Source organism: Rhizobium sp. PK7-22 (assembly GCF_056530405.1).
Genome location: NZ_CP096514.1, coordinates 2,376,848 through 2,400,393, shown reverse-complemented (window position 1 = coordinate 2,400,393; position 23,546 = coordinate 2,376,848). Strand labels below are relative to the sequence as shown.

Genomic DNA, 23,546 nt, shown 5'->3' with positions numbered 1-23,546 from the left:
CTCGAATTCGGCGCCACGGGATTCCAGCCGCGCAAGCACCCGCTCCACAATCCGCCGTCGGGTCTCGACCGTCATGCCTCTGCTCCCCTCAGTCACGATAGCTGGAACAGATCCGGGTTGGAGAAGACCTTGGACGAGGTCAGCAGAGCGGCCGCGGCAGCCAGCTTGATCGGCTCGACCAATCCCATGCGGTAGAGACGGATGATGGTCCGCCCCAAAGGAACATCGTCCGCTGAGGCCTCCTGGGGTGGGCGCTCCATGACCACCAGCAGAAATGCGTCGCGCATGACGCTGATGTCCTGGGGCGAGAAGATCGAGGTCCGGAACGCTTGGAGTCTCGGCTGCACGTGCTTTTCCTTCATCCACCGTCGCCGCAAATCACGGCATCCGTAATGTTAATGAAACTATAATTTAGCAGCTTGTTGCGGGAAAGAGGCCAAGGGTACGTTTGCTAACATTCCTGCGGAGAAATGTGAGACTAGTTGCGCAGCCGGTAGCCGGTGCGGAAGATCCAGGCGATCAACGACAGGCAGACCACCAGGAAAAGACCGATCATGGCAAGGCTGATCACCGGGTTCACGTCGGCAATCTCGTAGAAGCTCCAGCGGAAGCCGCTGACCAGGTAGAGCACCGGGTTGAAGTGGCTGACCGTCTGCCAGAAGGGCGGCAGCATGTCGATCGAGTAGAAGCTCCCGCCGAGGAAGGTCAAAGGCGGCACCACCAGCATCGGCATGATGTTGAGCTGCTCGAAATTCTTCGCCCAGATGCCGATGATGAAACCGGCAAGGCTGAAGGTGATGGCCGTCAGCACCAGGAAGACCAGCATCATCACGGGGTGGGCGATCGAGATATCGACGAAGAAGGACGCCGTGCCCAGGATGATCAGGCCGATGATCAGCCCCTTGCTCGCCGCCGCGCCGACATAGCCGAGCAGTATTTCGGTCATCGCCACCGGCGCCGACAGGATCTCGTAGATCGTCCCGGTGAACTTCGGGAAATAGATCCCGATCGAGCCGTTGGCGATGCACTGCGTCAACAGCGTCAGCATGATCAGGCCCGGGGTGATGAAGGCGCCGTAGGAGATGCCGTCGATTTCCTCGATGCGCGAGCCGATCGCGGTGCCGAAGACGATGAAGTAGAGCGAGGTGGTGATCACCGGCGAAACGACGCTCTGCAGGAGCGTGCGGCGCATGCGCGCCATTTCGAACAGGTAGATTGCTTTTACGGCTTCGAAGTTCATGCCTTTTTCTCCACCAGCTCGACGAAGATGTCCTCGAGCGAACTCTGCCGCGTCGACAGATCGCGGAACTCTATTCCCTGTGCCGTGAGAGCGCCGAGCAGCGTGGCGATGCGCCCCTGCTCCCCCTCGCCCTGGTATTCGTAGATCAGCGCGCCGCCGTTCTCGGCCAACGAGACGCTGTAGCCGGCAAGCGCTTCCGGCAGGGCGGTCATGGGTTCGGTCAACTCGAGACGCAGTTCTTTGCGGCCGAGCTTCTTCATCAGGGCCGTCTTGGCCTCGACCAGCAGCAATTCGCCGCCGTTGATGACGCCGACCCGATCAGCGATCTCCTCCGCCTCCTCGATGTAGTGGGTGGTGAGGATGATGGTCACGCCATCCTGGCGCAGCTTCTCGACCACCTGCCACATCTCCCGCCTGAGCGTCACGTCGACGCCGGCGGTCGGCTCGTCGAGGAAGAGGATGCGCGGGTCGTGCGCCAGCGCCTTGGCGATCAGCACCCGCCGCTTCATGCCGCCAGAGAGTTCGCGCAGCGTGTTGTTGCGCTTTTCCCAGAGCGACAGGTCTCTCAGCACCGCCTCGATGCGCGCCGGATCGGCCTTCTTGCCATGCACGCCGCGGGAAAAGGTCACCGTGTTCCAGACCGTCTCGAACTGATCGGTCGTCAGCTCCTGCGGCACGAGACCGATCATGGCGCGGGTCTTGCGAAAGTCCTTGACCACGTCGTTGCCACCGACCAGCACCTGACCGCCGCTTGGATTGACGAGGCCGCAGACGATCGAGATCAGCGTGGTCTTGCCGGCGCCATTCGGCCCCAGCAGCGCGAGGATCTCGCCCTCCTCGATGTCGAGGTCGACGCCTTTCAGCGCCTGGAAGCCGTTGCCGTAGACTTTGGTGAGATTGCGAATGGAAACGATGGGCGCCAAGGGGAGACCTTCAAGGACTTGGGGGATGAGGTCGTCAATATAGGTGCCGTGGGCAGCGAGACCATCCCCGTAATCAAAACACTGTGTTTCGTCCCGGGGTGTTTCGTGAGCGAGACTGCCCGGTCAGCTGTAGACGCTGAGGAAGAACTGCGCCGAGACGACGATCAGGAAGATGCCGAAGCCGATCTCCAGCTGCCGCTTGCTCATGGCATGCGCAAGCCGGGCGCCATAGGGCGCCATCAGCAGCGTGATCGGGATCAGCAGCGCGACCGCCAGCCAGTTGATATAGCCGGTGGAAAACGGCGGCAGGCCCGCCTCGCCCCAGCCGGCCCAGAGGTAGCCGAGCAGCCCGGGCAGCGAGATCAGCACTCCGACACCCGCCGACGTCGCCACCGCCTGGTGGATCGGCCGTCCGTAGAGGGTCATGAAGGTGTTGTTGAGCACGCCGCCGCCGATCCCCATCAGGCCCGACAGGAGGCCGATGCCGACACCCACGAGGAACTTGAAGGGATTGCGCGGCAGGTCGGTTCCGAGCTGCCAGCTGGCGCGGTTGAAGATCATCCGGAAGGCAAGCACCAGGGCGATGACGGCAAAGATCAGCCGAAGCTCCGTACTCGAGGCCTTGGCCGCCACGGCAGCGGCGAGCAGCGTGCCGAGCGGCACGGCGATCGCCCAGCCCTTCAAGAGCTGCATGTCCACCACGCCGCGCTGGCGATGCGCCATGAAGGAGCGCAGCGAGGTCGGCACGATGATCGCCAGGGAGGTCCCGAGCGCCAGGTGCATGCGCACCTCCTCCGGCACGCCGAGCAGGCCGAAGACATGGAAGAAGATCGGCACCAGGATCGCCCCGCCGCCGATGCCGAACATGCCGGCCAGCAGACCGGCAACCACACCCGCAGCGGCAAGGGCGAGGACGAAAGGAAGGATTTCGGAGATCGGGGGCATGGCGGCTCGCTCGAAGCGGCCGAACGGCCGCGCATGGGACTGCGGAGCACGACTTGTGGCACCAAGTCACTTGTCAGACAAGTCGGCTCGGACGCATCCCGGTACGACGGCCCGTGGCAGGCCTGCTAGTCGCAGAACCGCGAGCCGGACTTGCGCGAGCGCAGGTCGAAGTGGAAGTGGTTCCAGTGCTCCTTGTTGCTGCCGGGGCCGAGCACCGTGTGGAAGTATTTGCAGCTGTCGTCGCGCACCGTGTTGAGCAGACCGCGTTCGCGAAAGGCGAAGATGCTCTTCTTGCGCACGTCGATGCGCTTGCCGTTCTTCAGCACGAATTTGCCCAGATCGATAGCATTGCCGCGGGCATGTTCCGACATCGGGTTGCGCTTCTGGCGGCTGTTGTTCATGCGCCGGCAGGAATAGCCGCCCATGGATTCGATGGTCTTGACGCCCGAGAGATAGCGGTAGCGCGAGGATGGCGCGAGCTCGAACTTCACCCATTTGGCCAGCGCCAGCGTCGTCTGGCAGTTGAGCTTGGTCGCCGGCTTCAGGTCGATGTTGCCGGAAAAGCCGCTGAGCAGCACGGGATAGTCGATGCCGCAGCTCGGGCCGTCGGCAATCCTCTGGATGTCGCGGAACTCGACCCCGAGACGGCGAAGATCGGCGCGGCAGCTGACCTCCGATTGCGGCATCACGGCGCGCGGCCGGATCGGTTCGCGCTCGGTCATCGGGTTGCTCGGCGCCAGCATGGCGACCTGCTGCGGCTCCTCCGGCGGCAGGCGCGTCGGCGCCACCACCGGCGTCTGGTCGCCCCAGACCATCGTCTGGCTGCCGCCGCCCGCGGGCTGCATGCCCTCGCCCTGGCGTTTCGGCGGGATCATGATCATCTGATCGTTCTGGGCGGGCGCGGCGGCTGCGGAAGCGCCCAGCGCCATGGGGGTGTCGGTCCCGATGCCATCGACCACCGGCTGGCGTGTCGCGCCCTCGGCGATCATCGCATCCTGCTCCTGCGCCAGCCCGATCACCTCGCCGCCGGCGCCGGGATCGCTGAAACCGAACTGAGCGTCCATATTGACCCCCTCGTCGGGGACACGCAGGACATTGCCGCCGGATGCGGGCTGCGAGAGCGCCTCGTCGCTGTCGATCATCGGCAGCGCGCCCGACTGCACCGGCGCGGTCTGCATCCGTGGCGTCATGGGAGGATAAGGCTGGCTGTAGTCGGCGCCGCTTGCCTGCGCAACGGGAGCGACCGGCGCCTGGTAGGTCTGCTGCGAAACCAACGGCTGCGACATCGGGCCGATGGCGCTGACCCGCGTCTCACCGTCGATGCCGGCTTGCGGCACCAGCCCTTCGGCGGAGCAGCTCACCAGCATCGTCGTGACCATCAGCGAGGCCAGGGCCCGCCGCGAAAGGGAAGCATACGCCATACCAGTTGCCGCTCTCGGTGCCGAAATGGCACATGCGGCAAGGGTATGCGAACGAGGTAAATGAAGACTTGCTGAAAGATGACGACTTCAAGGTATCTTGAAGGCACCGGCGGGGTCTCTGCTAGGCCGCACGCGTCCCCAGCGTCTCCACCCGAGCCAGCCATTTCTCACCGGTGAACTTCGGAGCGGCCACCATGCCGATCAGCGTCGCCCTCACCGGCCTGATGCCGACGAAGCGGAGGATGCCGACCTTCAGCGCCTTCAGGCTGTGGCTGCCGTAGTAGAGCCGGTAGAACCAGGCGGGCATGCCCATGGTGATGATCACCCGGGCGGACTTGCCGGACAGCAACCCGTTGCGCAGCGGCGGCTTGTGGATGTCATAGGCAAAGCCAGGCCGCATCACCTGCTCCAGAAACGCTTTCAGCAATGCCGGCATTTCGCCGAGCCACAGCGGATAGACGAAGACGAGGTGATCGGCCGCCTTGATGGAGGCCTGCGCCTGCGCCAGGGCCGGCGCGACGGCGCTCTCCTCCTGTTCCTGCTGCGAAGTCAGGAAGGGGATCTCCATGCCGCCGAGATCGATCCGCTCGACCTGGTGCCCTGCCCGCTCGGCACCCCGTGCATAGGCGTCCGCGAGAGCGTGGCAGAAATGCCGCTCGCCCGTATCGGGATGTCCCTGGATGATCACGATCCTCATCATCGACTGCTCCTCTTGCCTTGGAGCACGCTAGCAGCATCGACGACCGGCCCCATTGACCGGAATCAAGAGGCCCGCCGACATCGCTGCCGGCGGGCCTGTCTCTGTAGGCTGGGTGGCTCAGGCCGCGCGGGCGCCAGCCGATCCGTAGGAGCCCGACGTCGCCTGGCCATCGATCCGGAAGGCGGAGAGCAGATGCTGCAGTTGCAGGCTCTGCTCGGCCAGCGTCTGGCTGGCCGCAGTGGTCTCCTCCACCATGGCCGCATTCTGCTGGGTCATCTGGTCCATCTGGTTGACGGAGGCATTGATCTCCTGCAACGCAGTCGACTGTTCCCTGGACGCCGTGGCGATCGTCTCGACATGGGCGTTGACCCGCTCGACGAGCTGAGCGATCTCCACCAGCGCCTCGCCCGTGGAGCGAACGAGGGCTACGCCGCTCTCCACTTCCCGGCCGGAATTGCTGATCAGTGTCTTGATCTCCTTGGCGGCGTTGGCCGAACGCTGCGCCAGCTCGCGGACTTCCTGCGCCACGACGGCAAAGCCGCGACCGGCCTCGCCGGCCCGCGCCGCCTCGACGCCGGCATTCAGCGCCAGCAGGTTGGTCTGGAAGGCGATCTCGTCGATCACCGAGATGATCTGGCTGATCTTGCTCGACGAATCCTCGATCCGGCCCATGGCGTCGACGGCATTGCGGACGATCTCGCCGGAACGTCCGGCGCTGTCCTTGGTCTCCGCCACCATGCTGCGCGCCTCGTTGGCGCGCTCGGAAGCGGTCTTCACCGTCGCGGTGATCTCGTCGAGCGCCGCCGCCGTTTCCTCCAGCGAGGCGGCCTGCTGTTCGGTGCGCCGCGACAGGTTTCCGGTCGCGCCGCTGATGTCGGAGGCGCTGTCACGCACCACATGGCTCGTCTCGGTGATCGCGACGATCGTCTGGCGCAGCGAGTTGACCGCATTGTTGAAGTCGTCGCGGATGGTTGCATAGTCGCCGCCGAGATCTCCGACGTTGATCGTGAGATCGCCCTGCGCCAGCGATGCAAGCGCGCGGCCCAGTTCCGCCATGGCGCGCCCCTGGCGCTCCGTGGCAGCCGAAAGCGCGCGTTCGTTGGTCGACCGCTCCTCAGACAGCGCCCGCTGCTGCTCGCTCTCGCGCGCCTGCAGCGTCAGCCGCTCTTCGACGGCATCGCGCAGCACCAGAAGCCCGCGGGCCATCTCGCCCATCTCGTTCTTCTGGCGGGTATGCGGGACGGTGACCTTCGCCTCGCCGTCGGCGATCTTCTGCAACACATCCCGGACGTTGCCGAGCGGAACCGTAACGCTCCGGATCACGAAGAAGGCGCCGCCCACCAGAACAAGGGCACCGGCGCCGAACATGGCGGCATAGGTCTTGATGTTGTCGAGGAACATGGCATGCAGGTCGTCGGTATAGACACCGGTCCCGACGATCCAGCCCCAGGGCTCGAAGCCGATGACATGCGAATACTTCTCGACCGGCTGCTCGGCGCCGGGCTTCGGCCAGTGGTAATCGACGAAGCCCTCTCCCGAGGCCTTGACGGTGTTGACGAACTCCACGAACAGGAATTTGCCGTCCGGGTCCTTGTTCTGCGACAGGTCCGTCCCGTTCAATTCGGGCTTGATCGGATGCATCACCATGAAGGGACGCATGTCGTTGATCCAGAAATAGCCGCTGCCGCCCGCATAGCGCATGGCGCTGATCGCCTTCATCGCTTCGGCCTGCGCCTGCTCGCGCGACATCGTGCCGGCCACCTCCATCCCGTGGTACTGCTTGAGCACGCTGATCGCGATATCATCCATGAAATCGAGCCCCGCCTTGCGCTCCTGCTCGGACGAGGCATAGCTTTGGAACAGGCTGAACGTCATGGCACTGCCCAGGATCAGCAGAGCAAATCCGATCAGGCAGTACATTCTCGCCGATATAGTCAAACGTTGCATTTTATCCCCCATTATTGTGACAGCGTCTCACTAATTCTAACCCATGAAAGTTACTGGGTGGTGAAACCCGGTACCGACCCCCTTAGCGCGAGTTAGACTAGACTAAAGTTGCAGCAATACTCCCCGTTGCACTGGCTTTCCGGCCCGGCGGGCTCCTCCCGATGCCACGCTGGCGGTCACATTGCGGCGCATTCGAAGCTGTGTATGTTGGCTTTTCCAGCATCTGCACCGAGTCGTCGGCGCAACGGGCTGCTTGAACCGGGGTCGACGCATGAAGAGTTTTTTCGGGTATCAGTTCGAAGACGGAAACGAAGCCTCGTCGCTGCCAGCGATGCTTGAAGTTTTCGAGCATCTGAAACCCAAGGCGTCGCCAAAGCCGTTGATCCGGATCGGCAGCAACCGGGACGGGTCCTATCTGCTTCCCGATGATCTCGAAGGCATGACCGCCTGCTTTTCGCCTGGCGTCGACAACTTCAAGTACTTCGAAGACAAAGTCGTCGAGACCTATGGCATAGACTGCCACATGTGCGATTATTCGAGCGATGTGGAAAAACTGAAGACGCCGCTGATCGAGGGTCGCCAGACCTTCGCCAAGAAGTGGCTGTCCCCGGATCCGGGCGACGACAACATCGAGCTCGCGGAGTGGATCGGCAGGGAGACCCCCGAAGGCGATCTGCTTCTGCAGATCGACATCGAAGGCGCCGAATACCGCAACCTTCTCTCGGCTTCGACCGAGACCTTGTCGCGCTTTCGCATCATCGTGCTTGAGGTTCATTCGCTCTGGGCCATCCAGGATGCGGCCATTCTCAGGGAAGTTCTGGAGCCGTTCTTTCGCAAGCTGTCGGAGATCTTCATCCCCGTTCACGCGCATCCGAACAACTGTTGCGGCGAATTCATGATCCCGGGAACCGAGATCCGCATCCCGAACGTCCTTGAGCTGACCTACCTGCGCAAGGACCGTGCTGTGGATGTATCCCACCCGCCGCAGCTGCCGCATCCGCAGGACGTCAGCCGCAATGTGTCCGGAAAACCGCCGATGTTCCTTGGCGAGGAATGGCTCGACGGGCCGCGCTCCCTGGAGTCGAAAGTGAAGATCATCGAGGATACCCTCGAAATGGTGGGCGAGTTTCCCAACGAGCCGGCGATCCTCAATCAGCAGGCGTTTGTCACCCGCAGCGTCGCCACCCTGCAGCGCCGGCTTGCGGCCGTGCTTCAGCCGGATGGCGCCGGTACAGCAGACGACAGGGAGGTGGCAGCCGGGAAGACCTACGCCCTCAGCAGCGCCTATCCCGGCATGAGCAGCAAGGGACAGGTGGCACCCGGCAACCCGTTCTTCTTCCACACCGCCTTCGGCTTCAACCAGTTCATCAAGGTGGATCTCGGTGAAGCTCTGACCATCACCCGGATCGGGATCGGCAACCGCCTCGACGGCTTCCAGGATCGCGCCGGTCTGCTTTACTGCATCCTGTCCGCCGGAGGCGACCACACGCAGGGCGACACCTTCCAGCTCGCCACGGGAGACGCGTTCGCCACAGGCCAGCTTCTGCAGACCGAGGTGGAGCTGCCGCCGACCCGGGCGCGCTACGTGACGATCATTTCGCCGCTCTCGACGGCGCTCCACCTGTCCGACCTGAAGGTCTTCGCTCGCTAGAAAGGTTTGGCCATGACCAAACATCCGCGTCCAACCGGCGAACTCACCCTTCGCACGCTTGCCATGCCGTCCGACGCCAATCCGGCGGGCGACATCTTCGGCGGCTGGGTGATGTCGCAGATGGACCTTGCCAGCGGCATCCGGGCCGCCGAGCGGGCACGTGGCCGTGTCGTCACGGCCGCGGTCAAGGAAATGGCCTTCCGGCTGCCGGTGAAGATCGGCGACACGCTGAACGTCTACACCGAGATCACCCGTGTCGGCCGCAGTTCCATCGCGCTCCAGGTGGAAGCCTGGGCGCAGCGCGCCCGCTACCGCACCCTCGAAATGGTGACCGCGGCGACCTTCATCATGGTGGCGCTCGATGAAGACGGCCACTCGATGCCGGTACCGCCCGAGGAAGACTGATCGTTTAAAATCGAAAGCGCTGCGTTAAACCAATCTTATAAGCAGAGGCCTATATACTACCGCGAGACGCGCAGCAGGAAGTGTCTCCAGGTGGAATCAATGGCGGACATATGTCTCGAAGAGACAGACACGATCGCCGCCGAGGTCCGGACGGCGCAGGCGGTTTCGGTTGTCTCGTCCCTCACCATTTCCCTCGTGGCCAACTGTTTCATCGCGCTGACGACGGTTGCCATTCTCTGGATCCACAATCCTTTTGCGGACGCCCTCTATTGGCTTGCCGCCGTGTTTGCATTGAACGCAGTCCGCCTGGGCGTCCTTGCCGCGCTCCAGCACACTGACGCTGCCCTGCGCAACTCCCGGCTGACGCTGAAGATCCTGGTGGGATTTGCCTTTGTCAGCGGTTGCCTCTGGGCCGTGATCCCCTTTCTCGATGCCTCCCGCGACAGTTACGCCGCCCGGGCCTACGTGATCTTCATCATCGCCGGCATCTGCGCCGGGGCCGTGATCCAGAGCCCCGCCTTTTCCAGGGTTGCCATTGCCTTCGGCGCACCGCAGATGGCGTCCGGGATTGTCTCTCTGCTGGCGGCTGGATCGACGATCGAGATCATCGTCGCATTCGACCTCGCCCTGCTGATGGTCATGATGTTTCGCAGCAGCCGCACCAGCGAGGCCAATTTCATCACCAGCCACAGCGATCGCCTGAAGGCCATGTCCCTCGCCGGCTCGCTGTCGGGAGCCAATGCCGAAATTCAGGCCTCCAACCAGCAGCTGGAAATCCTGGCGAACCGTGATCCGCTCACCGCTCTTGGCAATCGCTCCGCCTTCAACCTCGGCCTCACGCAGACCCTTCACGCCTGTGCCTCGGAGGGCCAGCCGGCAGCCCTGCTGATCATCGACCTCGACCGCTTCAAGTCCATCAACGACACGATGGGGCATGCGGCGGGCGATCTCGTCCTGTCCGCTTTCGCCTCCCGGCTCCTTGATGTCACCGGCCCGTCCGATCTCGCCGTTCGCCTTGGCGGCGACGAATTCGCGGTTCTGGTCCATGGTGCCGATGCCCGCTTACGCGCCGAACGGATCGCTTGCGATGTCCTCTCCTTCAGCAACGCGCCGGTGATGCTCGGCGACCGGCCCGTCGTCATGGGCACCAGTATCGGCCTTGCACTTCTGCCGGAGCATGCGACATCCCCGCAGGACCTGTTTGCTTTCGCCGACATCGCTCTCTACGCCGCCAAGGAGGAAGGCCGCCGCCGCATCTGCGTCTTCAATCCGGAAATCAAACGCAAGCTCGACCGCCAGAAGCAGATCGAGATCGCGCTCGAGGCGGCGATCGACGCTGGCGAGATTCGCGTCTTCTTCCAGCCGCAGGTGGATCTGAGCGACGGCTCCGTGGTCGGCTGTGAAGCGCTGATCCGCTGGACGCACCCCGAAATCGGCCCCGTCCAGCCGCCGGAGATCGTAATTGCGGCCAAGACGATCCACGCTTCGGAAAAGCTGACCCGCCATGTGGCGACCTCCGCCGCCGCCCTCGTCCGGCGCTTGCCGGCGCTCGGCCTCCCGGACCTGCGCGTCGCCATCAATGTCTCGCCGAACGAGTTTTCCACCTATTCCGTGTCGCGCATGCTGGAAGAGGTCGTCCGGGTTGCCGGCATCAGGCCTGCACAGCTGGAAATCGAGATCACCGAGGAAGCGACGCTCGATCAGGCCACCGCCGGCGTGGAGCTGGCGCGCCTCGAGCAGGCCGGGTTCGGCCTTGCCGTGGACGATTTCGGCGTCGGTCATTCCTCGCTCGCCTATCTCATCGGCCTGAACGTGGACCGCCTGAAGATCGACCGAAGCTTTGTCCACGGCATCGCCACGAGCCGCCAGAACCAGGCGCTGGTCGCCGCCCTGATCGGCATGGGCCGGGCGCTCTCCATGGACATCGTCGTCGAGGGCGTCGAGACGGCGGCCGACGCCGAGGTGCTGCGCATGCTCGGCTGCCGCTACGCGCAAGGCTATCTCTACGGCCAGCCGATGCCCGTCGAGGCGCTGGAGAACTGGATTTCGCTCTACCGTCCGGGCCCCGCCCTTCCCGTCCTCTCGGCCTGAGCCGACCGCTCACCCGTCCGTCGCGGCTCCTTCCATCGCCCGCGCCAGCACCGAAAACACGCGTGGATCGCCGCTTTGCGCGACGTTGAAGCGCATCAGCGATCCGCATGTCTGCGAGACGCTGAAGACATTGCCGGGCGCCAGCACGACATCCTCCACCATCGCCCGTTGCGCCACCGCCGCCGCATCGATCCCGTCCGGCAGCGCGCACCAGAGGAAGAGGCCGCCGCGCGGCTCGATCCACGGGTGGATGCCGAGGACCCCGAGCCGCGATCGCACCTCGGCCGTCGCCCGCGCCAGCCGTTCGCGCAGGCCGTTCAGGTGCCGGCGGTAGCTGCCGTCGCGGAGCAGCGCATGGGTCAGCTCCGCCGCGACGGGGCTGCCGCCGAAGCTGGTGGCGATCTTCAGGTCCACCAGCGGCGCGATCCATTCGGGCTTCGCGGCGATATAGCCGCAGCGCGCCGCCGCCGTCAGCGTCTTGGAGAAGCTGCCGATGCGGATCACCCGCTGCAGCCCGTCCAGCGCGGCGAGCCGTGGGGCGGCCTCCTCCTCGAAGTCGCCGAAGATGTCATCCTCGATCACCGTCACATCGGCGGCCTCGCAGAGCGCCAGCAGCCGGTGGGCGATTGCCGGCGACAGCACCGCGCCGGTCGGATTGTGGATCGCCGCATTGGTGATGTAGAGCCGCGGGCGGTGCGTGGCGACGACGGCGGCGAAGGCCTCGACATCGGGGCCGGCGGGCGTCATCGGCACGGCGACGATCTCGACCCGGTGGGCGCGCAGCAGCGCCAGGAAGTTGAAGTAGCAGGGGTCGTCCACCAGCACCGTGTCGCCGGGCTCGACGAGCAGCCGCAGCAGCATGTCGATCGCCTGGGTGCCGCTCTCCGTCAGCAGGATCTGCGCCGGCTGCGCCACCACGCCCTGCTCGCTCATGCGCCGCGACAGGAGCTGGCGCAGCGGCGCATGGCCGAGCGGCGTGCCGTAGTCGGTCAGCACCGCCGTCTCGGCGCGGGCAATCTGGCGCAGCGCCCGCCGCAGATCCTGCTCCGGCATCCAGTCCGCCGGCAGCCAGCCGCAGCCGGGCTTCAGCGCCTGGCGCCCCGCCTCCAGCGACTGCCGCGACACCCAGAAGGGATCGACGGCGCGCTCCAGCCGCGGGCCGATCTCGGCGAGCGCCAGCGGCTGCGGTGCGCGCGTCACATAGAAGCCGGAGCCCGGCCGCGACTGGACGGCGCCCTCGGCCACCAGCCGCCCATAGGCCTCCGCCACCGTCGAGGTCGAGACGCCCATGGTTCTGGCGCACCCCCGGATGGAGGGGAGTTTCGCGCCCGGCGGCAGAGCGCGGGCGGCGATGCGCCGGCGCATGGCCGCCATCACCCGCTCCAGCTGGCCCGGCGGGCCGCCCGCTTCGGACGTCGTCGAGATATCCATCCGTACTGCTCCCCGCACCATGACAGTTTGGCGAAACCGTACTGCATTGTCGCTTTGAGATCCATCCTCCCTCGCCTAGGGTCCGAGCCGACGGCAAAAGGACGGGAACGGCATGGACCAGGTGACGCGCGGATGGATCAACGGGTTTCTCGGGGTGCTGATCTTCAGCGGCTCGCTGCCGGCGACGCGGGCGGCGGTCATCGATTTTCACCCCCTGTTTTTGACGGGGTCGCGCGCCGTGATCGCCGCCCTGCTGGCCGGCCTGCTGCTCCTCGCCTTCCGCGAACGGCGGCCGCAGCGCGCCGATCTCCTGCCGCTTGCCGTGGTGGCGCTCGGCGTCGTCGTCGGCTTCCCGCTGCTCACCGCACTGGCGCTCACCCATGTGACGGCCGCCCATTCGATCGTCTTCGTCGGCCTCTTGCCGCTCTCGACTGCCCTCTTCGGCGTGCTGCGCGGGGCCGAGCGCCCGAAGCCGGCCTTCTGGCTGTTCTCCGGCCTCGGCAGCGCGCTGGTCGCGGGCTTTGCGCTGAAGGACGGGATCACGGCGTCACCCACAGGTGACATGCTGATGCTTGCCGCCATCCTCGTCTGCGGGCTGGGCTATGCGGAGGGGGCGCGGCTGTCGCGGCGCCTCGGCGGCTGGCAGGTGATCTCCTGGGCGCTGGTGCTGGCGCTGCCGGCCATGGCGCTCGTCATGCTGGCCACCTGGCCGCAGACGCTCCTCGCCGCCGGCCAGTCCGCCTGGCTCGGCCTTGCCTATGTCTCCGTCTTCAGCATGCTGATCGGCTTCGTCTTCTGGTACAAGGGCCTGGCCCAGGGCGGCATTGCCGGCGTCGGCCAGCTGCAGCTGCTGCAGCCCTTCCTCGGCCTGACGCTTGCCGCCACGCTGCTTGGCGAGACGGTCAGCCCCGCCATGCTCGCCGTGACGCTCGCGGTGATCGCCTGCGTCGCCGGCGCCAAGCGGTTTTCCAGGTGAGCCCCGCTTACCCCAGCCACCGCCGCGCCATGCGGATCAGCCGCATGACCCGTGGCGTATAGGGCGCAAACACCCAAGGCACCGGCGACCAGCGCTCGGTCAAAATCGGCTTCTCGTGGCTGAAGGCGCGAAAACCGTAGTGCCCGTGCGCGGCCCCGATCCCCGAATGGTTGACGCCGCCGAAGGGCAGGCCCTGGTGGCTGTAGTGCAGCGTCGTGAGGTTGACGCCGACGCCGCCCGAGGATGTGCGCGCGATCACATCCTGGGCAAACCCCGGCTCCCGGTCGAAGACATAGAGCGCCAGCGGCTTCGGCCTCTCGTTGATGCGGGCGATCACCGTGTCCACCCCGTCGTAGGGGATCAGCGGCAGGATCGGGCCGAAAATCTCCTCCTCGTCGATGCGCATCTGCGGCGTGATCGCCTCGATCAGCGTCGGCGCCAGAAAATTGCCCTCCGCCTCCCCGCCGAAACTCACCCGCGCGCCCTTCTCCACCGCGTCGACCAGCAGCGAACCCAGCCGCCCGGCGTGATGGGCGTTGACGATGCGGGCGTAATCGCGGCTCTCGCGCGGGTTGTCGCCATAGGCGCGCAGGATCGTCTTGCGCAAGGCGGCGGTGAAGGCGGCCTGGACGCTTTTGTGGACGAAGACGTGGTCGGGGGCGATGCAGGTCTGCCCGGCGTTGACGAATTTGCCGAAGGCGATCCAGCGCGCCGCCTTCTCCACGTCCGCCCCCGGCCCGACGATGGTCGGCGACTTGCCGCCGAGCTCCAACGTCACCGACGCGAGGTGCTTTGCCGCCGCCGCCATGACGAGTTTGCCGACCTCCGGGCTGCCGGTGAAGAAGATATGGTCGAAGGGCTGCTCGAGCAGCCGCTGCGCAACCTCGCGCCCGCCCTCAACGACCGCCACGAGATCGGGCGGAAAGGTCTGCTCGATGATCTCGGCGATCACCCGCGAGGTCGCCGGCGTCATCTCCGAGGGCTTCACCACCGCGCTGTTGCCGGCCGCCAGCGCCGAGACGAGCGGCGAAAGCGCCAGGTTGAAGGGATAGTTCCAGGGCGCGATGATCAGGCAGACGCCGCGCGGCTCGGGACGGATGCGCGCCGACGTGCCAAGCGTCGAGAGCGTCGGCGCCACCCGCCGCTCGCGCATCCAGCCCTTCAGATGCCGCATGGTGTGGCGGATCTCCTGCAGCACCGGCAGGATCTCGGTCAGGATCACCTCAGGCTCCGGCTTGCCAAAATCGCGCATCAGGGCGGCGAAGATATCGCGCTCGCGCCGCTCGATGGTTTGCCGCAGATGCGCCAGGGCACTGCGCCGCTCCTCCAGCCCGAACGCCCCCCGCCGCCCGACGGCACTCTGCTTCTGCCGGAGGACCAGGGTTTCGACGGGATGGGACATGGATGGGGGCTCTCGTTGCGGCGGGAACCTTATGCGCTGCGCGGCCGGGGGCGCAAGGTGGGGAACGGCGTCATGCATGCGAGACAACCAAGTAGTCGTTTGGGTTTGGCGGCTCTATGCTTCGACGTAGCGCTTTGCAGTAGCGCGCAGGCGGTCAGAGAAGTCATAGATTTGATCCAGGCTGTCGATGATCAATCGCTCTTCCGTCTCGCCGTCGAACAACCCGATGTATTTCACAGAGCGATTGAACCAGAGCCTCGCAAGCGGTTTCCGATTGTTGTTGTCGATCAATATCCCGCAGTAGGTCTTTTGATCTCTTATTACGACGCGCTTTGGAACTATCGTGTCTCTTACAATCGCCCTTACGATCATGAAGCCTTCACGTTCTTCCTCTGTGGTAACGACATCGGGTTCGTCCTCGGACGGAGTATCGATCTTCTCAATCACTTCTTCTGTGTCGGCAAGAGCACTCGAAAGACGGCTTTTGATGTTGTCCATAATCACTTCACGAAAAGCGGCTCTCACGATGCCCGTGAACATCTCACGCACCTGAGAGGTCATTCGGCCTTCGTAAACACCGCTTGAAACCAGCCGTACGAACTCATCCGTAGGTTCTTCAATGAGCTTAGCTATGACCTGTTTGGCGCCAGAGGTGTACTTCAGCCTCTCCGCGGTAGCCAGAATGGCCGAGACATCAAAGGTGCCCTTCTCGAACTTCCTGAGTTCAGCCACTATCCCGCTGTTGAAATCTGTGACGTCGAAAACAAAAAACGGCCGGCTATCCAGTTTATTCGGCGCGTCCAGATCGGTGTAGAAGTTGAAGGTACGGCCGTTGGTCAGGATCGCAAACTTTGCGTTTGTCACGCTGAAGTAGCGATACAACTGATCAAGGTGCTTTCTCTCAAGTGCAACCGATATCGGCTTGCACTCGATGAGAATGAGGATCTCGCCACCGATTTTGATGGCGTAGTCTACTTTCTCGCCCTTCTTCCCAACTGCATCAGCGGTGAACTCAGGCACCACTTCCGTAGGATCGAACACATCGTAGCCAAGTGACCGCAGAAACGGCAACACCACAGCAGTCTTGACCGCTTCTTCGGTTGCCATAGTGCTGCTGTGTGATTTCACACGCTCCGCTATAGCGCGAAGACTTTCTTCGATCGTGCTCATGTGTTCCCCCTTACCCGTTACTCGCGTAGGTTGGTGACTTACGGCGCTCAGGTCAACTAAAATACAATGATCGAGCGGTGAGTATACACATGGGGACCAAATGGCTAAGGGCATCTTCTACCACAAGGTGAACAGCAACTACAACGATGTGACGGGGGTCCGATACCACTTCCCGAAAAGCTATCTCTCTCGTGTCCGTCAGACTATCGGTGACTGGATCGTCTACTATGGTCCTCTTTCTCAGATGCGCAGCAGGTACTACTCGGGCGTCGCACGCGTTAGGTCGATCGAGCCTGACCTTGAGAAAGCGGACCACTTCTACGCCTATTTTGACGAGTACTTGGATTTCGACGACCCGGTGGACTACCTCGACGGGGGCGGATTTGAGACTAAGCTGGTTGGGCCCGGTCAGGCAATCAACCCGGGCCGCAGCGTACAAGCGGTTCGCATCATCGAGGAGAAAGAGTTTGCCGCAATCGTCACCGCCGGTCTTGGCAAGCCAGACGAATGGCCAGACCGACTGGAAAATCAATCACTCCTTCATGTGGAGGAGGCGCCGCAGTCACCTTACGATGCTGAGAGTTTCGAACGCCCCATAATTCTGCAAACGATCAGCCGGCCCTTCAGGGATGCGAAATTTCGGCAGCACATCCGCAAAGTATATGACCGCACGTGCGCATTCAGTGGCTTACGCCTGATCAATGGCGGCGGCAGGCCCGAGGTGGAAGCCGCACATATCATTCCTGTGGAGCGTGGAGGCAACGATTCAGTGCAGAACGGCCTAGCTTTATCCGGAACGGTTCATTGGATGTTTGACCGCGGCCTCCTGTCGCTGGGCGACGACTATACGATTCTTCGCTCACGTCATCTCAATGAGGACGTAACGCATCTGCTAACACCGGATCTTATGGCACGAGTGCCTGCAGAGGCCCGTTTTCGACCGCATTCAAGGTATCTGAGCTGGCACAGGGACAACGTCTTCAAGGTCTGACAGCAACTCGCCCCCCCTACCCCCGCAAATACCCCGAGCCCTTGTCAAAACTGAGCCCCGGAAATACATCCGCCGTCAGACGGTCCGGCGCAATGTCGAACTGGCGGTAGAGCATGGCGGCGGCGAGTTCGCGGACGTCGCCGGTCGGCATCAGGTCGCGGCCGTCCAGCAGCTGGTCTTCGGCAAGCCCCGGCCAGCGGCCGAGAATGCGGCCGCCGGGGATGCCGCCGCCGGCCAGAAGTGCGGCACCGCCGGTGCCGTGGTCGGTGCCGCCGGAGCCGTTCTCGCGCGCCGTGCGGCCGAATTCGGTGATCACCAGCACCACGGTCTTGCCCCAGACCTGCGGCCCCAGCCCCTCCTTCAGGGTGTTGATCGCCAGCGACAGATCGGTGACGGCGCGGGCAAACTGCGGCCGCTGGTCCACGTGGGTGTCCCAGCCGTTGATGGAAAAACTGGCGATCCGGTATTCCTGCGTGAGCAGGCCGGCGGCCAGCCGCGCCATGTCGGCGATGCCCTCGCCGCGCTTTTCCCTACCCTGCACGGCGTCGGCCAGCAGGTCCGTGTCGCGCGCCTCGGCCATCACCCTGGCAAAGTGCTCGTCGCCGGCATAGAGGCGCTCCAGGAAGCGGATCTCGTCCTCGGCCATGGCAAGGTCCGATTGCGGCGCCCAGGCCTCGGCCCGGTTGGGGCCCATCAGGATCAGGTCCATGGAGGTGTTGATGTCGATCGCCCGGCGCTCGTTCTGGCGCGGCATATGCGCCAGCGCGCGGTTCAGCCAGCCGCTGCGCGCATTCCCCTGCAGCGCGCCTTTTTGCAGCGTGCCGGTCTCCAGCGCGTCCTGGCCGTCGAAATGGCTGCGCTCGTCGCGGTAGGGCGTCGAGACCGCCTGCACGAAGGAGAGCTCGCCCGCCGACCAGAGCGGCATCAGCGAGCTTGCTGCCGGATGCAGGCCGAAGCGGCCGTCGAGGTCGATGAGGCCCTGGTCCGGTGTCAGCGCCAGGCGCGGCCGAAGCTTTGCAAACAGCGGGTCGGCATAGGGCTGCACGAGGTCGAGCCCGTCCATGGCGCCGCGCAGGATGATCGTCACGAAGCGGTTGTCGCCGGGCACGGCGGCAAAGCTTGCCGGCGTCAGTATCGGGGAGGCTGCGGCGCAGCAGGCGGAGACGAGGAAGCCGCGGCGCGACATCGAAAGCTTCGGGAAATCCATGCTCATCTCCTGTTGAACTCCGGCGCGGCCAGCACCATGGCCAGCCCATGGACGCGGTTCGGCGCCTGGCCGACGATGCGGATGGTGTCTTCGCGGGCGGCGTCTCCGAGCGCGTCGGCCAACAAGTCGGCCGGCTCGCGGTCCGTCGCCAGCCATTGCGCCGCCGTGCGGGCCCAGGCGATGCGCTCGGCAAGCTGGCTCGGCGTCAGCCAGGAGGCGGCGGCGTCGGCAAAGCCCGCCGGGCTCGTCGGCCGCCAGACCGGCTGGCCCATGCGCTGCAGCGCCCAGATCGTCATGGTGCGGGCAAAACCGGGCCTGCGGTGGCGCGGCGTGTTCTTCTTCGGCCGCGAAGGCGCCTCGTCCTCGTCGTCCGGCTGCGGCATGGCGGCTTCGATCATCGCCTCGAACTGCGGCTCCGGCATGCCGAGCGCGCGCAGGCCCGAGACCACGAAGTCGAAGGGCCGCTTGATCTTGGCGCCGCCGACCTGCCAGGCGCGCGGCTGCTCCAGCATGGCGCGGTAGACCGCCGTCAGGTCGCCGTCGCTGGCCGTCCAGGCCGCCACCATGGGTTCCACCACCTCGGGCGGCGGCACGTCGGCGAGGAAGTGGCCGGCGAGCTTTTGGCAGATGTGGCGGGCGGTGGCCGGATGGTCGGCGAGATCGTCAATCATCGCCCGATGGTCGGCCTCGCTGCGGCCCTCGCCACCATAGCTGCGGCCAAGCAGGGTGAAGGCGCCCGGTTCGGCCCGCTGCGGCCGGTAGCCGATGTCGAGGCGCGGCGCCTCGATGCCGACGCCGGTGAGGATCAGGGCCGCGGCGCGCACGTCCGCCTGGCCATAGCCGCTGCCGGCGCCCAGCGTGTGCAGCTCGATCAGCTCGCGGCCGAGGTTCTCGTTGAGGCCCCGGCCGCTGCGCCGCCCGGCGACCGAGCCGGGGCCGACGGAGCGGTTCTGGTCGAGGTAGAAGAGCATGGCCGGATGCAGCACGGCGGCCTTCAGGAGGTCGCGGAAAGGCCCGGCGAGGTGCGGGCGGATCGCTTCGGCCTCGTGCAGCGCCGCCAGCATGAACATCTGCAGGTTCTTGTCGGCATTGACGGCGAAATGATCGGTCCAGAAGCTCGCCAGCCGCTCGTGGAAGCCATAGGGCGAAGTCACCGCCTGGGCGATGCGGGCCACCGCGTCGCCGCGGTAGAGGCGGTTCGCCTGCTGCTGCGTCTGCTGGCGCAATCGCTCGTTGGGCTTTCCGGCCTGGGTCGCCTTGGCCTCGGCGCGGCGCAGCGCCAGGATCTTCTCCGCCGTCTCGCGGCGCCCGGCGATCCCCTCGCGCGGAAAGCGCAGGTCGGCCGTGGCGGCGGGCGGCAGCTGCGCCTGCAGCGCCTGCGCATCCTGCGGCGGGACCTCGCCGGGGCGCAGACCGAAGCCGTAGCGGATCGCCGCCAGGGTGGGAGGGGACATGCTCATCGTCGTCTCCAGATTCGTCAAGGCCAGAATCCCGGAGGAATGTGGTCGAAAGCGCCTGAAAGCGTGGCGATTTCGCGACATGGACAAGATGTAATGCATGCCCCGCCGCCGCCCTTCTGTTGCCCTTTTGTACTCGCCACCCCTTCACTTTCGCCGCGTCTGCCTCCATATTCCGGCCATGGCCAGATCCTCCCGCACCTCCGCCCCCTCCTCCTCCCGTTCCGGCGCTCCCTCGGGCTCCCCCAAGGGCTTCGACGAAGCGCCGCAGGCGCCCTTCGAGGGTGCTGCCCTGGAGGGTTCCGTCTCCGACTGGGTGCGGCAGTTGGAGAGCGAGGCGGAAGCGTCGGGCGTCGAGACGCAGCGCGAGATCGCCTCCAAGGCGGGCAAACATCGCAAGAAGATCGAGATCGCCGCCCGCGAGGAGGCCATCCGCGAGGCCGCCGCGGAGGCCGCCAAGTCCGCGCCGAAACCGGCCCGCAAGGGTGCGCCGACGACGGCCAAACACACGACGTCGCAGCAGACCTCGCGCGGCGTGTCGATCGGCGCCTCCTCGGATCCCGCCACCCGCGCCGCCGCCGGCCTCAATCCGGTCGCCGGCATGGACATCTCGCTGGAGGATGCCGGCAGCCTGGCCCCCGGCGCTGTCACCGCCACGGTCGACGCGCTCTCGAAGCTGATCGAATCGGGCAATCCTTTGTTCAAGGACGGCAAGCTGTGGACGCCGCACCGGCCGCACCGCCCGGAGAAATCCGAGGGCGGCATCGCCATCCGCATGGTCTCCGACTACGAGCCCGCCGGCGACCAGCCGACCGCCATCCGCGACCTCGTCGAGGGCATCGATTCCGGCGAGCGCTCCCAGGTGCTGCTCGGCGTCACCGGCTCCGGCAAGACCTTCACCATGGCCAAGGTGATCGAGGCGACGCAGCGCCCCGCCGTGATCCTCGCGCCCAACAAGACGCTCGCCGCGCAGCTCTACTCCGAGTTCAAGAGCTTCTTCCCCGACAATGCGGTGGAATATTTCGTCTCCTACTACGACTACTACCAGCCGGAAGCCTATGTGCCGCGCTCGGACACCTTCATCGAGAAGGAATCATCGATCAACGAGCAGATCGACCGCATGCGCCATGCCGCCACCCGCGCCATCCTCGAGCGCGACGACTGCATCATCATCGCCTCGGTCTCCTGCATCTACGGTATCGGCTCGGTGGAAACCTATACGGCGATGACCTTCCAGATGGCCGTCGGCGACCGCCTCGACCAGCGCCAGCTGCTCGCCGACCTCGTCGCCCAGCAGTACAAGCGCCGCGAGATGGACTTCCAGCGCGGCTCGTTCCGGGTTCGCGGCGACAGCATCGAGATCTTCCCCGCCCACCTGGAGGATGCCGCCTGGCGCATCTCCATGTTCGGCGACGAGATCGATTCCATCACCGAGTTCGACCCGCTGACCGGCCAGAAGACCGGCGACCTGAAGAGCGTCAAGATCTACGCCAACTCCCACTACGTCACGCCGCGCCCGACGCTGAACGCCGCCATCAAGTCGATCAAGGAGGAGCTGCGCCACCGCCTCGCCGAGCTCGAGGCCGCCGGCCGCCTGCTCGAGGCGCAGCGGCTGGAGCAGCGCACCCGCTACGACATCGAGATGATGGAGGCGACCGGCGCCTGCAACGGCATCGAGAACTATTCGCGCTATCTCACCGGCCGGCGCCCCGGCGAGCCGCCGCCGACGCTGTTTGAATACATCCCCGACAATGCGCTGATCTTCATCGACGAGAGCCATGTCACCATCCCGCAGATCGGCGGCATGTACCGCGGCGACTTCAGACGTAAGGCCACATTGGCCGAATACGGCTTCCGCCTGCCGTCGTGCATGGACAACCGGCCGCTGCGCTTCGAGGAGTGGGACGCCATGCGGCCGCTCACCGTCGCCGTCTCCGCCACCCCCGCGAACTGGGAAATGGAGGCCGCCGGCGGCGTGTTTGCCGAACAGGTGATCCGCCCCACCGGCCTCATCGACCCGCCCGTCGAGGTGCGCCCCGCCAAGAACCAGGTGGACGACGTGCTCGGCGAGATCCGCGAGACCGCCGTTAAGGGCTACCGCACCCTCTGCACCGTTCTCACCAAGCGCATGGCGGAGGACCTTACCGAATACCTGCACGAGCAGGGCGTGCGCGTCCGCTACATGCACTCCGACATCGACACGCTGGAGCGCATCGAGATCCTGCGCGATCTTCGCCTCGGCGCCTTCGACGTGCTGGTCGGCATCAACCTCCTGCGCGAGGGCCTCGACATCCCCGAATGCGGCTTCGTCGCCATCCTCGACGCCGACAAGGAGGGTTTTCTGCGCTCCGAGACCTCGCTGATCCAGACCATCGGCCGCGCCGCGCGCAATGTCGACGGCAAGGTCATCCTCTATGCCGACAAGGTCACCGGCTCGATGCAGCGGGCCATGGACGAGACGGCGCGCCGCCGCGAGAAGCAGGTGGAATACAACACCGCCCACGGCATCACGCCGGAATCGGTCAAGCGCAACATCGCCGACATCCTCGATTCGGTCTACGAGCGCGACCACGTCCGCGCCGACATCTCGGGCGCCGGCGGCAAGGGCTTTGCCGATGGCGGCCACCTCGTCGGCAACAACCTCCAGGCGCATCTCAACGCGCTGGAGAAGGACATGCGCAATGCCGCCGCCGATCTCGACTTCGAGAAGGCCGCCCGCCTGCGCGACGAGATCAAGCGCCTCAAGGCCGTCGAACTCGCCGCCATGGACGACCCCATCGCCCGCCAGGAATCCAAGGCCATGGAAGGCGTCAAGCGCAACGCCCAGGCGACCCGCGACTCCCTGCCCTCGGCCGGCGGCAAGAAGGCAAAGGGAGCGAGCGCCAACCCCGAGTCGATCTCCCCCCCTGTGGGGGAGATGTCCGGCAGGACAGAGGGGGGTGAGGAGCGGTCTGCGCAGCGGAGCAATCGATCCGGTGAATCGATTGCAGCGACGAACGCCCGGAGCGAAAGCGAAGGGCCGGGAGACGGCGCGTCAGAACAAACCTCCTACTTCGCCAAACCCACCCTCGACGACATGGGCCCCGGCACCGACATGGTGCGCCCCCTGTTCCGCAAGAACACGCTCGACGAAATGACCGTCGGCCGCACCGAAAAGCCGGTCACCGGCAAACTGCCGGACAAACCCGCCGACCCGGCCAAGCGCGTCTCGCCGCTGCTGGAAGGCCAGCCGGAGCGCGGTTCCCCTAACCGCGAGTCGATCTCCCCCCTTGAGGGGGAGATGCCCGGCAGGGCAGAGGGGGGTAAAGCCCCGGCCTCGACACCGCTGGCCCGCGGCAAGACCGGCATCGGCTCCTACGAGGATCCCGGCGAGCAGCGCCGCAAGGGGCGGACGAAGGGCAAGACGGGCCGGCCGGGGCGGTGAGCGCGCGTCCCTTCTCTCCGCCGCGGGGAGACGATGGCGGCAGCCGGATGAGGGGCGGACGGGAACCACTAGGACGGTCGGAGGACCAGCCGGCGCTGCAAACCGCAGCCGGACTCCCTCCCCCTTGTGGGGAGGGTTGGGGAGGGGAAAGCCGCAAGCGCCCGC

General features: G+C 65.4%; 18 protein-coding genes. 6 read left to right on the top strand and 12 right to left on the bottom strand.

Annotated elements, in window-relative coordinates; all coding sequences use genetic code 11:
* Window positions 1-92 precede the first annotated feature (92 nt).
* The 7 genes from M1E10_RS16465 to M1E10_RS16435 form a co-directional block, all read right to left on the bottom strand.
* Window positions 93-347, bottom strand: a complete 255-nt coding sequence (locus tag M1E10_RS16465) for a hypothetical protein (RefSeq protein ID WP_499173898.1) — start codon at window positions 345-347, stop codon at window positions 93-95.
* A 131-nt stretch (window positions 348-478) separates the two neighbouring features.
* Entirely contained in the window at window positions 479-1,240 is a 762-nt protein-coding gene (locus M1E10_RS16460; protein ID WP_499173897.1) for an ABC-2 transporter permease, read from the bottom strand.
* Entirely contained in the window at window positions 1,237-2,163 is a 927-nt protein-coding gene (locus tag M1E10_RS16455; RefSeq protein WP_499173896.1) for an ABC transporter ATP-binding protein, read from the bottom strand. The genes M1E10_RS16460 and M1E10_RS16455 overlap by 4 nt, the downstream gene beginning before the upstream one ends.
* Window positions 2,164-2,286: 123 nt before the next feature.
* Complete coding sequence (locus M1E10_RS16450; RefSeq protein WP_499173895.1) at window positions 2,287-3,108, bottom strand: sulfite exporter TauE/SafE family protein; 822 nt, start codon at window positions 3,106-3,108, stop codon at window positions 2,287-2,289.
* A gap of 125 nt (window positions 3,109-3,233) precedes the next feature.
* A complete protein-coding gene (locus M1E10_RS16445; protein ID WP_499173894.1) occupies window positions 3,234-4,529 on the bottom strand; it encodes an extensin-like domain-containing protein in 1,296 nt (431 codons plus the stop codon).
* A gap of 121 nt (window positions 4,530-4,650) precedes the next feature.
* Window positions 4,651-5,229 (bottom strand): NAD(P)H-dependent oxidoreductase, encoded by a 579-nt coding sequence (locus M1E10_RS16440; RefSeq protein WP_499173893.1) that lies wholly within the window; start codon window positions 5,227-5,229, stop codon window positions 4,651-4,653.
* Between the two features lie 117 nt (window positions 5,230-5,346).
* On the bottom strand, window positions 5,347-7,176 hold the full coding sequence (locus M1E10_RS16435) for a methyl-accepting chemotaxis protein (RefSeq protein ID WP_499173892.1): 1,830 nt from the start codon (window positions 7,174-7,176) through the stop codon (window positions 5,347-5,349).
* A gap of 271 nt (window positions 7,177-7,447) precedes the next feature.
* On the opposite strand from M1E10_RS16435, the gene M1E10_RS16430 reads away from it, so the two are divergent.
* From M1E10_RS16430 to M1E10_RS16420, 3 genes are all read left to right on the top strand, one after another.
* Complete coding sequence (locus tag M1E10_RS16430) at window positions 7,448-8,827, top strand: class I SAM-dependent methyltransferase (protein WP_499173891.1); 1,380 nt, start codon at window positions 7,448-7,450, stop codon at window positions 8,825-8,827.
* Between the two features lie 12 nt (window positions 8,828-8,839).
* Window positions 8,840-9,232 (top strand): acyl-CoA thioesterase, encoded by a 393-nt coding sequence (locus M1E10_RS16425; protein WP_499173890.1) that lies wholly within the window; start codon window positions 8,840-8,842, stop codon window positions 9,230-9,232.
* Between the two features lie 99 nt (window positions 9,233-9,331).
* Window positions 9,332-11,323: a putative bifunctional diguanylate cyclase/phosphodiesterase gene (locus M1E10_RS16420; RefSeq protein WP_499173889.1), complete on the top strand. Its 1,992-nt coding sequence runs from the start codon at window positions 9,332-9,334 to the stop codon at window positions 11,321-11,323.
* Window positions 11,324-11,332: 9 nt separating this feature from the next.
* On the opposite strand, the gene M1E10_RS16415 is transcribed toward M1E10_RS16420, so the two are convergent.
* Window positions 11,333-12,754, bottom strand: coding sequence for an aminotransferase-like domain-containing protein (locus M1E10_RS16415; protein WP_499173888.1), 1,422 nt, complete (start codon window positions 12,752-12,754; stop codon window positions 11,333-11,335).
* A 112-nt stretch (window positions 12,755-12,866) separates the two neighbouring features.
* Here M1E10_RS16415 and M1E10_RS16410 point away from each other — a divergent pair, with 112 nt between their 5' ends.
* The gene (locus M1E10_RS16410) at window positions 12,867-13,730 is read left to right on the top strand and encodes a DMT family transporter (protein WP_499173887.1); all 864 of its coding nucleotides are present in this window, start codon (window positions 12,867-12,869) and stop codon (window positions 13,728-13,730) included.
* A gap of 7 nt (window positions 13,731-13,737) precedes the next feature.
* On the opposite strand, the gene M1E10_RS16405 is transcribed toward M1E10_RS16410, so the two are convergent.
* The gene (locus M1E10_RS16405) at window positions 13,738-15,132 is read right to left on the bottom strand and encodes an aldehyde dehydrogenase family protein (protein ID WP_499173886.1); all 1,395 of its coding nucleotides are present in this window, start codon (window positions 15,130-15,132) and stop codon (window positions 13,738-13,740) included.
* A gap of 114 nt (window positions 15,133-15,246) precedes the next feature.
* Window positions 15,247-16,302 (bottom strand): type I restriction endonuclease, encoded by a 1,056-nt coding sequence (locus M1E10_RS16400; RefSeq protein ID WP_499173885.1) that lies wholly within the window; start codon window positions 16,300-16,302, stop codon window positions 15,247-15,249.
* A 100-nt stretch (window positions 16,303-16,402) separates the two neighbouring features.
* On the opposite strand from M1E10_RS16400, the gene M1E10_RS16395 reads away from it, so the two are divergent.
* On the top strand, window positions 16,403-17,293 hold the full coding sequence (locus M1E10_RS16395) for an HNH endonuclease (protein WP_499173884.1): 891 nt from the start codon (window positions 16,403-16,405) through the stop codon (window positions 17,291-17,293).
* Between the two features lie 16 nt (window positions 17,294-17,309).
* Here M1E10_RS16395 and M1E10_RS16390 read toward each other — a convergent pair whose 3' ends face one another.
* A complete protein-coding gene (locus M1E10_RS16390; RefSeq protein WP_499173883.1) occupies window positions 17,310-18,500 on the bottom strand; it encodes a DUF1501 domain-containing protein in 1,191 nt (396 codons plus the stop codon).
* 2 nt (window positions 18,501-18,502) lie between these two features.
* Window positions 18,503-19,960 carry a DUF1800 domain-containing protein gene (locus M1E10_RS16385; RefSeq protein ID WP_499173882.1) on the bottom strand — a complete coding sequence of 486 codons (1,458 nt, stop codon included), beginning with the start codon at window positions 19,958-19,960 and terminating at the stop codon, window positions 18,503-18,505.
* Between the two features lie 178 nt (window positions 19,961-20,138).
* Here M1E10_RS16385 and uvrB point away from each other — a divergent pair, with 178 nt between their 5' ends.
* Window positions 20,139-23,381: an excinuclease ABC subunit UvrB gene (uvrB, locus tag M1E10_RS16380; protein WP_499173881.1), complete on the top strand. Its 3,243-nt coding sequence runs from the start codon at window positions 20,139-20,141 to the stop codon at window positions 23,379-23,381.
* Window positions 23,382-23,546: the final 165 nt, after the last annotated feature.

Bases quoted from the DNA above. Each gene is read 5' to 3' on its own strand.
- uvrB (WP_499173881.1), top strand. From the start codon at position 20,139: ATGGCCAGATCCTCCCGCACCTCCGCCCCCTCCTCCTCCCGTTCCGGC.
- M1E10_RS16400 (WP_499173885.1), bottom strand. From the start codon at position 16,302: ATGAGCACGATCGAAGAAAGTCTTCGCGCTATAGCGGAGCGTGTGAAA.
- M1E10_RS16415 (WP_499173888.1), bottom strand. From the start codon at position 12,754: ATGGATATCTCGACGACGTCCGAAGCGGGCGGCCCGCCGGGCCAGCTG.
- M1E10_RS16385 (WP_499173882.1), bottom strand. From the start codon at position 19,960: ATGAGCATGTCCCCTCCCACCCTGGCGGCGATCCGCTACGGCTTCGGT.
- M1E10_RS16445 (WP_499173894.1), bottom strand. From the start codon at position 4,529: ATGGCGTATGCTTCCCTTTCGCGGCGGGCCCTGGCCTCGCTGATGGTC.
- M1E10_RS16390 (WP_499173883.1), bottom strand. From the start codon at position 18,500: ATGGATTTCCCGAAGCTTTCGATGTCGCGCCGCGGCTTCCTCGTCTCC.
- M1E10_RS16440 (WP_499173893.1), bottom strand. From the start codon at position 5,229: ATGATGAGGATCGTGATCATCCAGGGACATCCCGATACGGGCGAGCGG.
- M1E10_RS16410 (WP_499173887.1), top strand. From the start codon at position 12,867: ATGGACCAGGTGACGCGCGGATGGATCAACGGGTTTCTCGGGGTGCTG.
- M1E10_RS16405 (WP_499173886.1), bottom strand. From the start codon at position 15,132: ATGTCCCATCCCGTCGAAACCCTGGTCCTCCGGCAGAAGCAGAGTGCC.
- M1E10_RS16435 (WP_499173892.1), bottom strand. From the start codon at position 7,176: ATGCAACGTTTGACTATATCGGCGAGAATGTACTGCCTGATCGGATTT.
- M1E10_RS16425 (WP_499173890.1), top strand. From the start codon at position 8,840: ATGACCAAACATCCGCGTCCAACCGGCGAACTCACCCTTCGCACGCTT.
- M1E10_RS16450 (WP_499173895.1), bottom strand. From the start codon at position 3,108: ATGCCCCCGATCTCCGAAATCCTTCCTTTCGTCCTCGCCCTTGCCGCT.
- M1E10_RS16430 (WP_499173891.1), top strand. From the start codon at position 7,448: ATGAAGAGTTTTTTCGGGTATCAGTTCGAAGACGGAAACGAAGCCTCG.
- M1E10_RS16395 (WP_499173884.1), top strand. From the start codon at position 16,403: ATGGCTAAGGGCATCTTCTACCACAAGGTGAACAGCAACTACAACGAT.
- M1E10_RS16460 (WP_499173897.1), bottom strand. From the start codon at position 1,240: ATGAACTTCGAAGCCGTAAAAGCAATCTACCTGTTCGAAATGGCGCGC.
- M1E10_RS16420 (WP_499173889.1), top strand. From the start codon at position 9,332: ATGGCGGACATATGTCTCGAAGAGACAGACACGATCGCCGCCGAGGTC.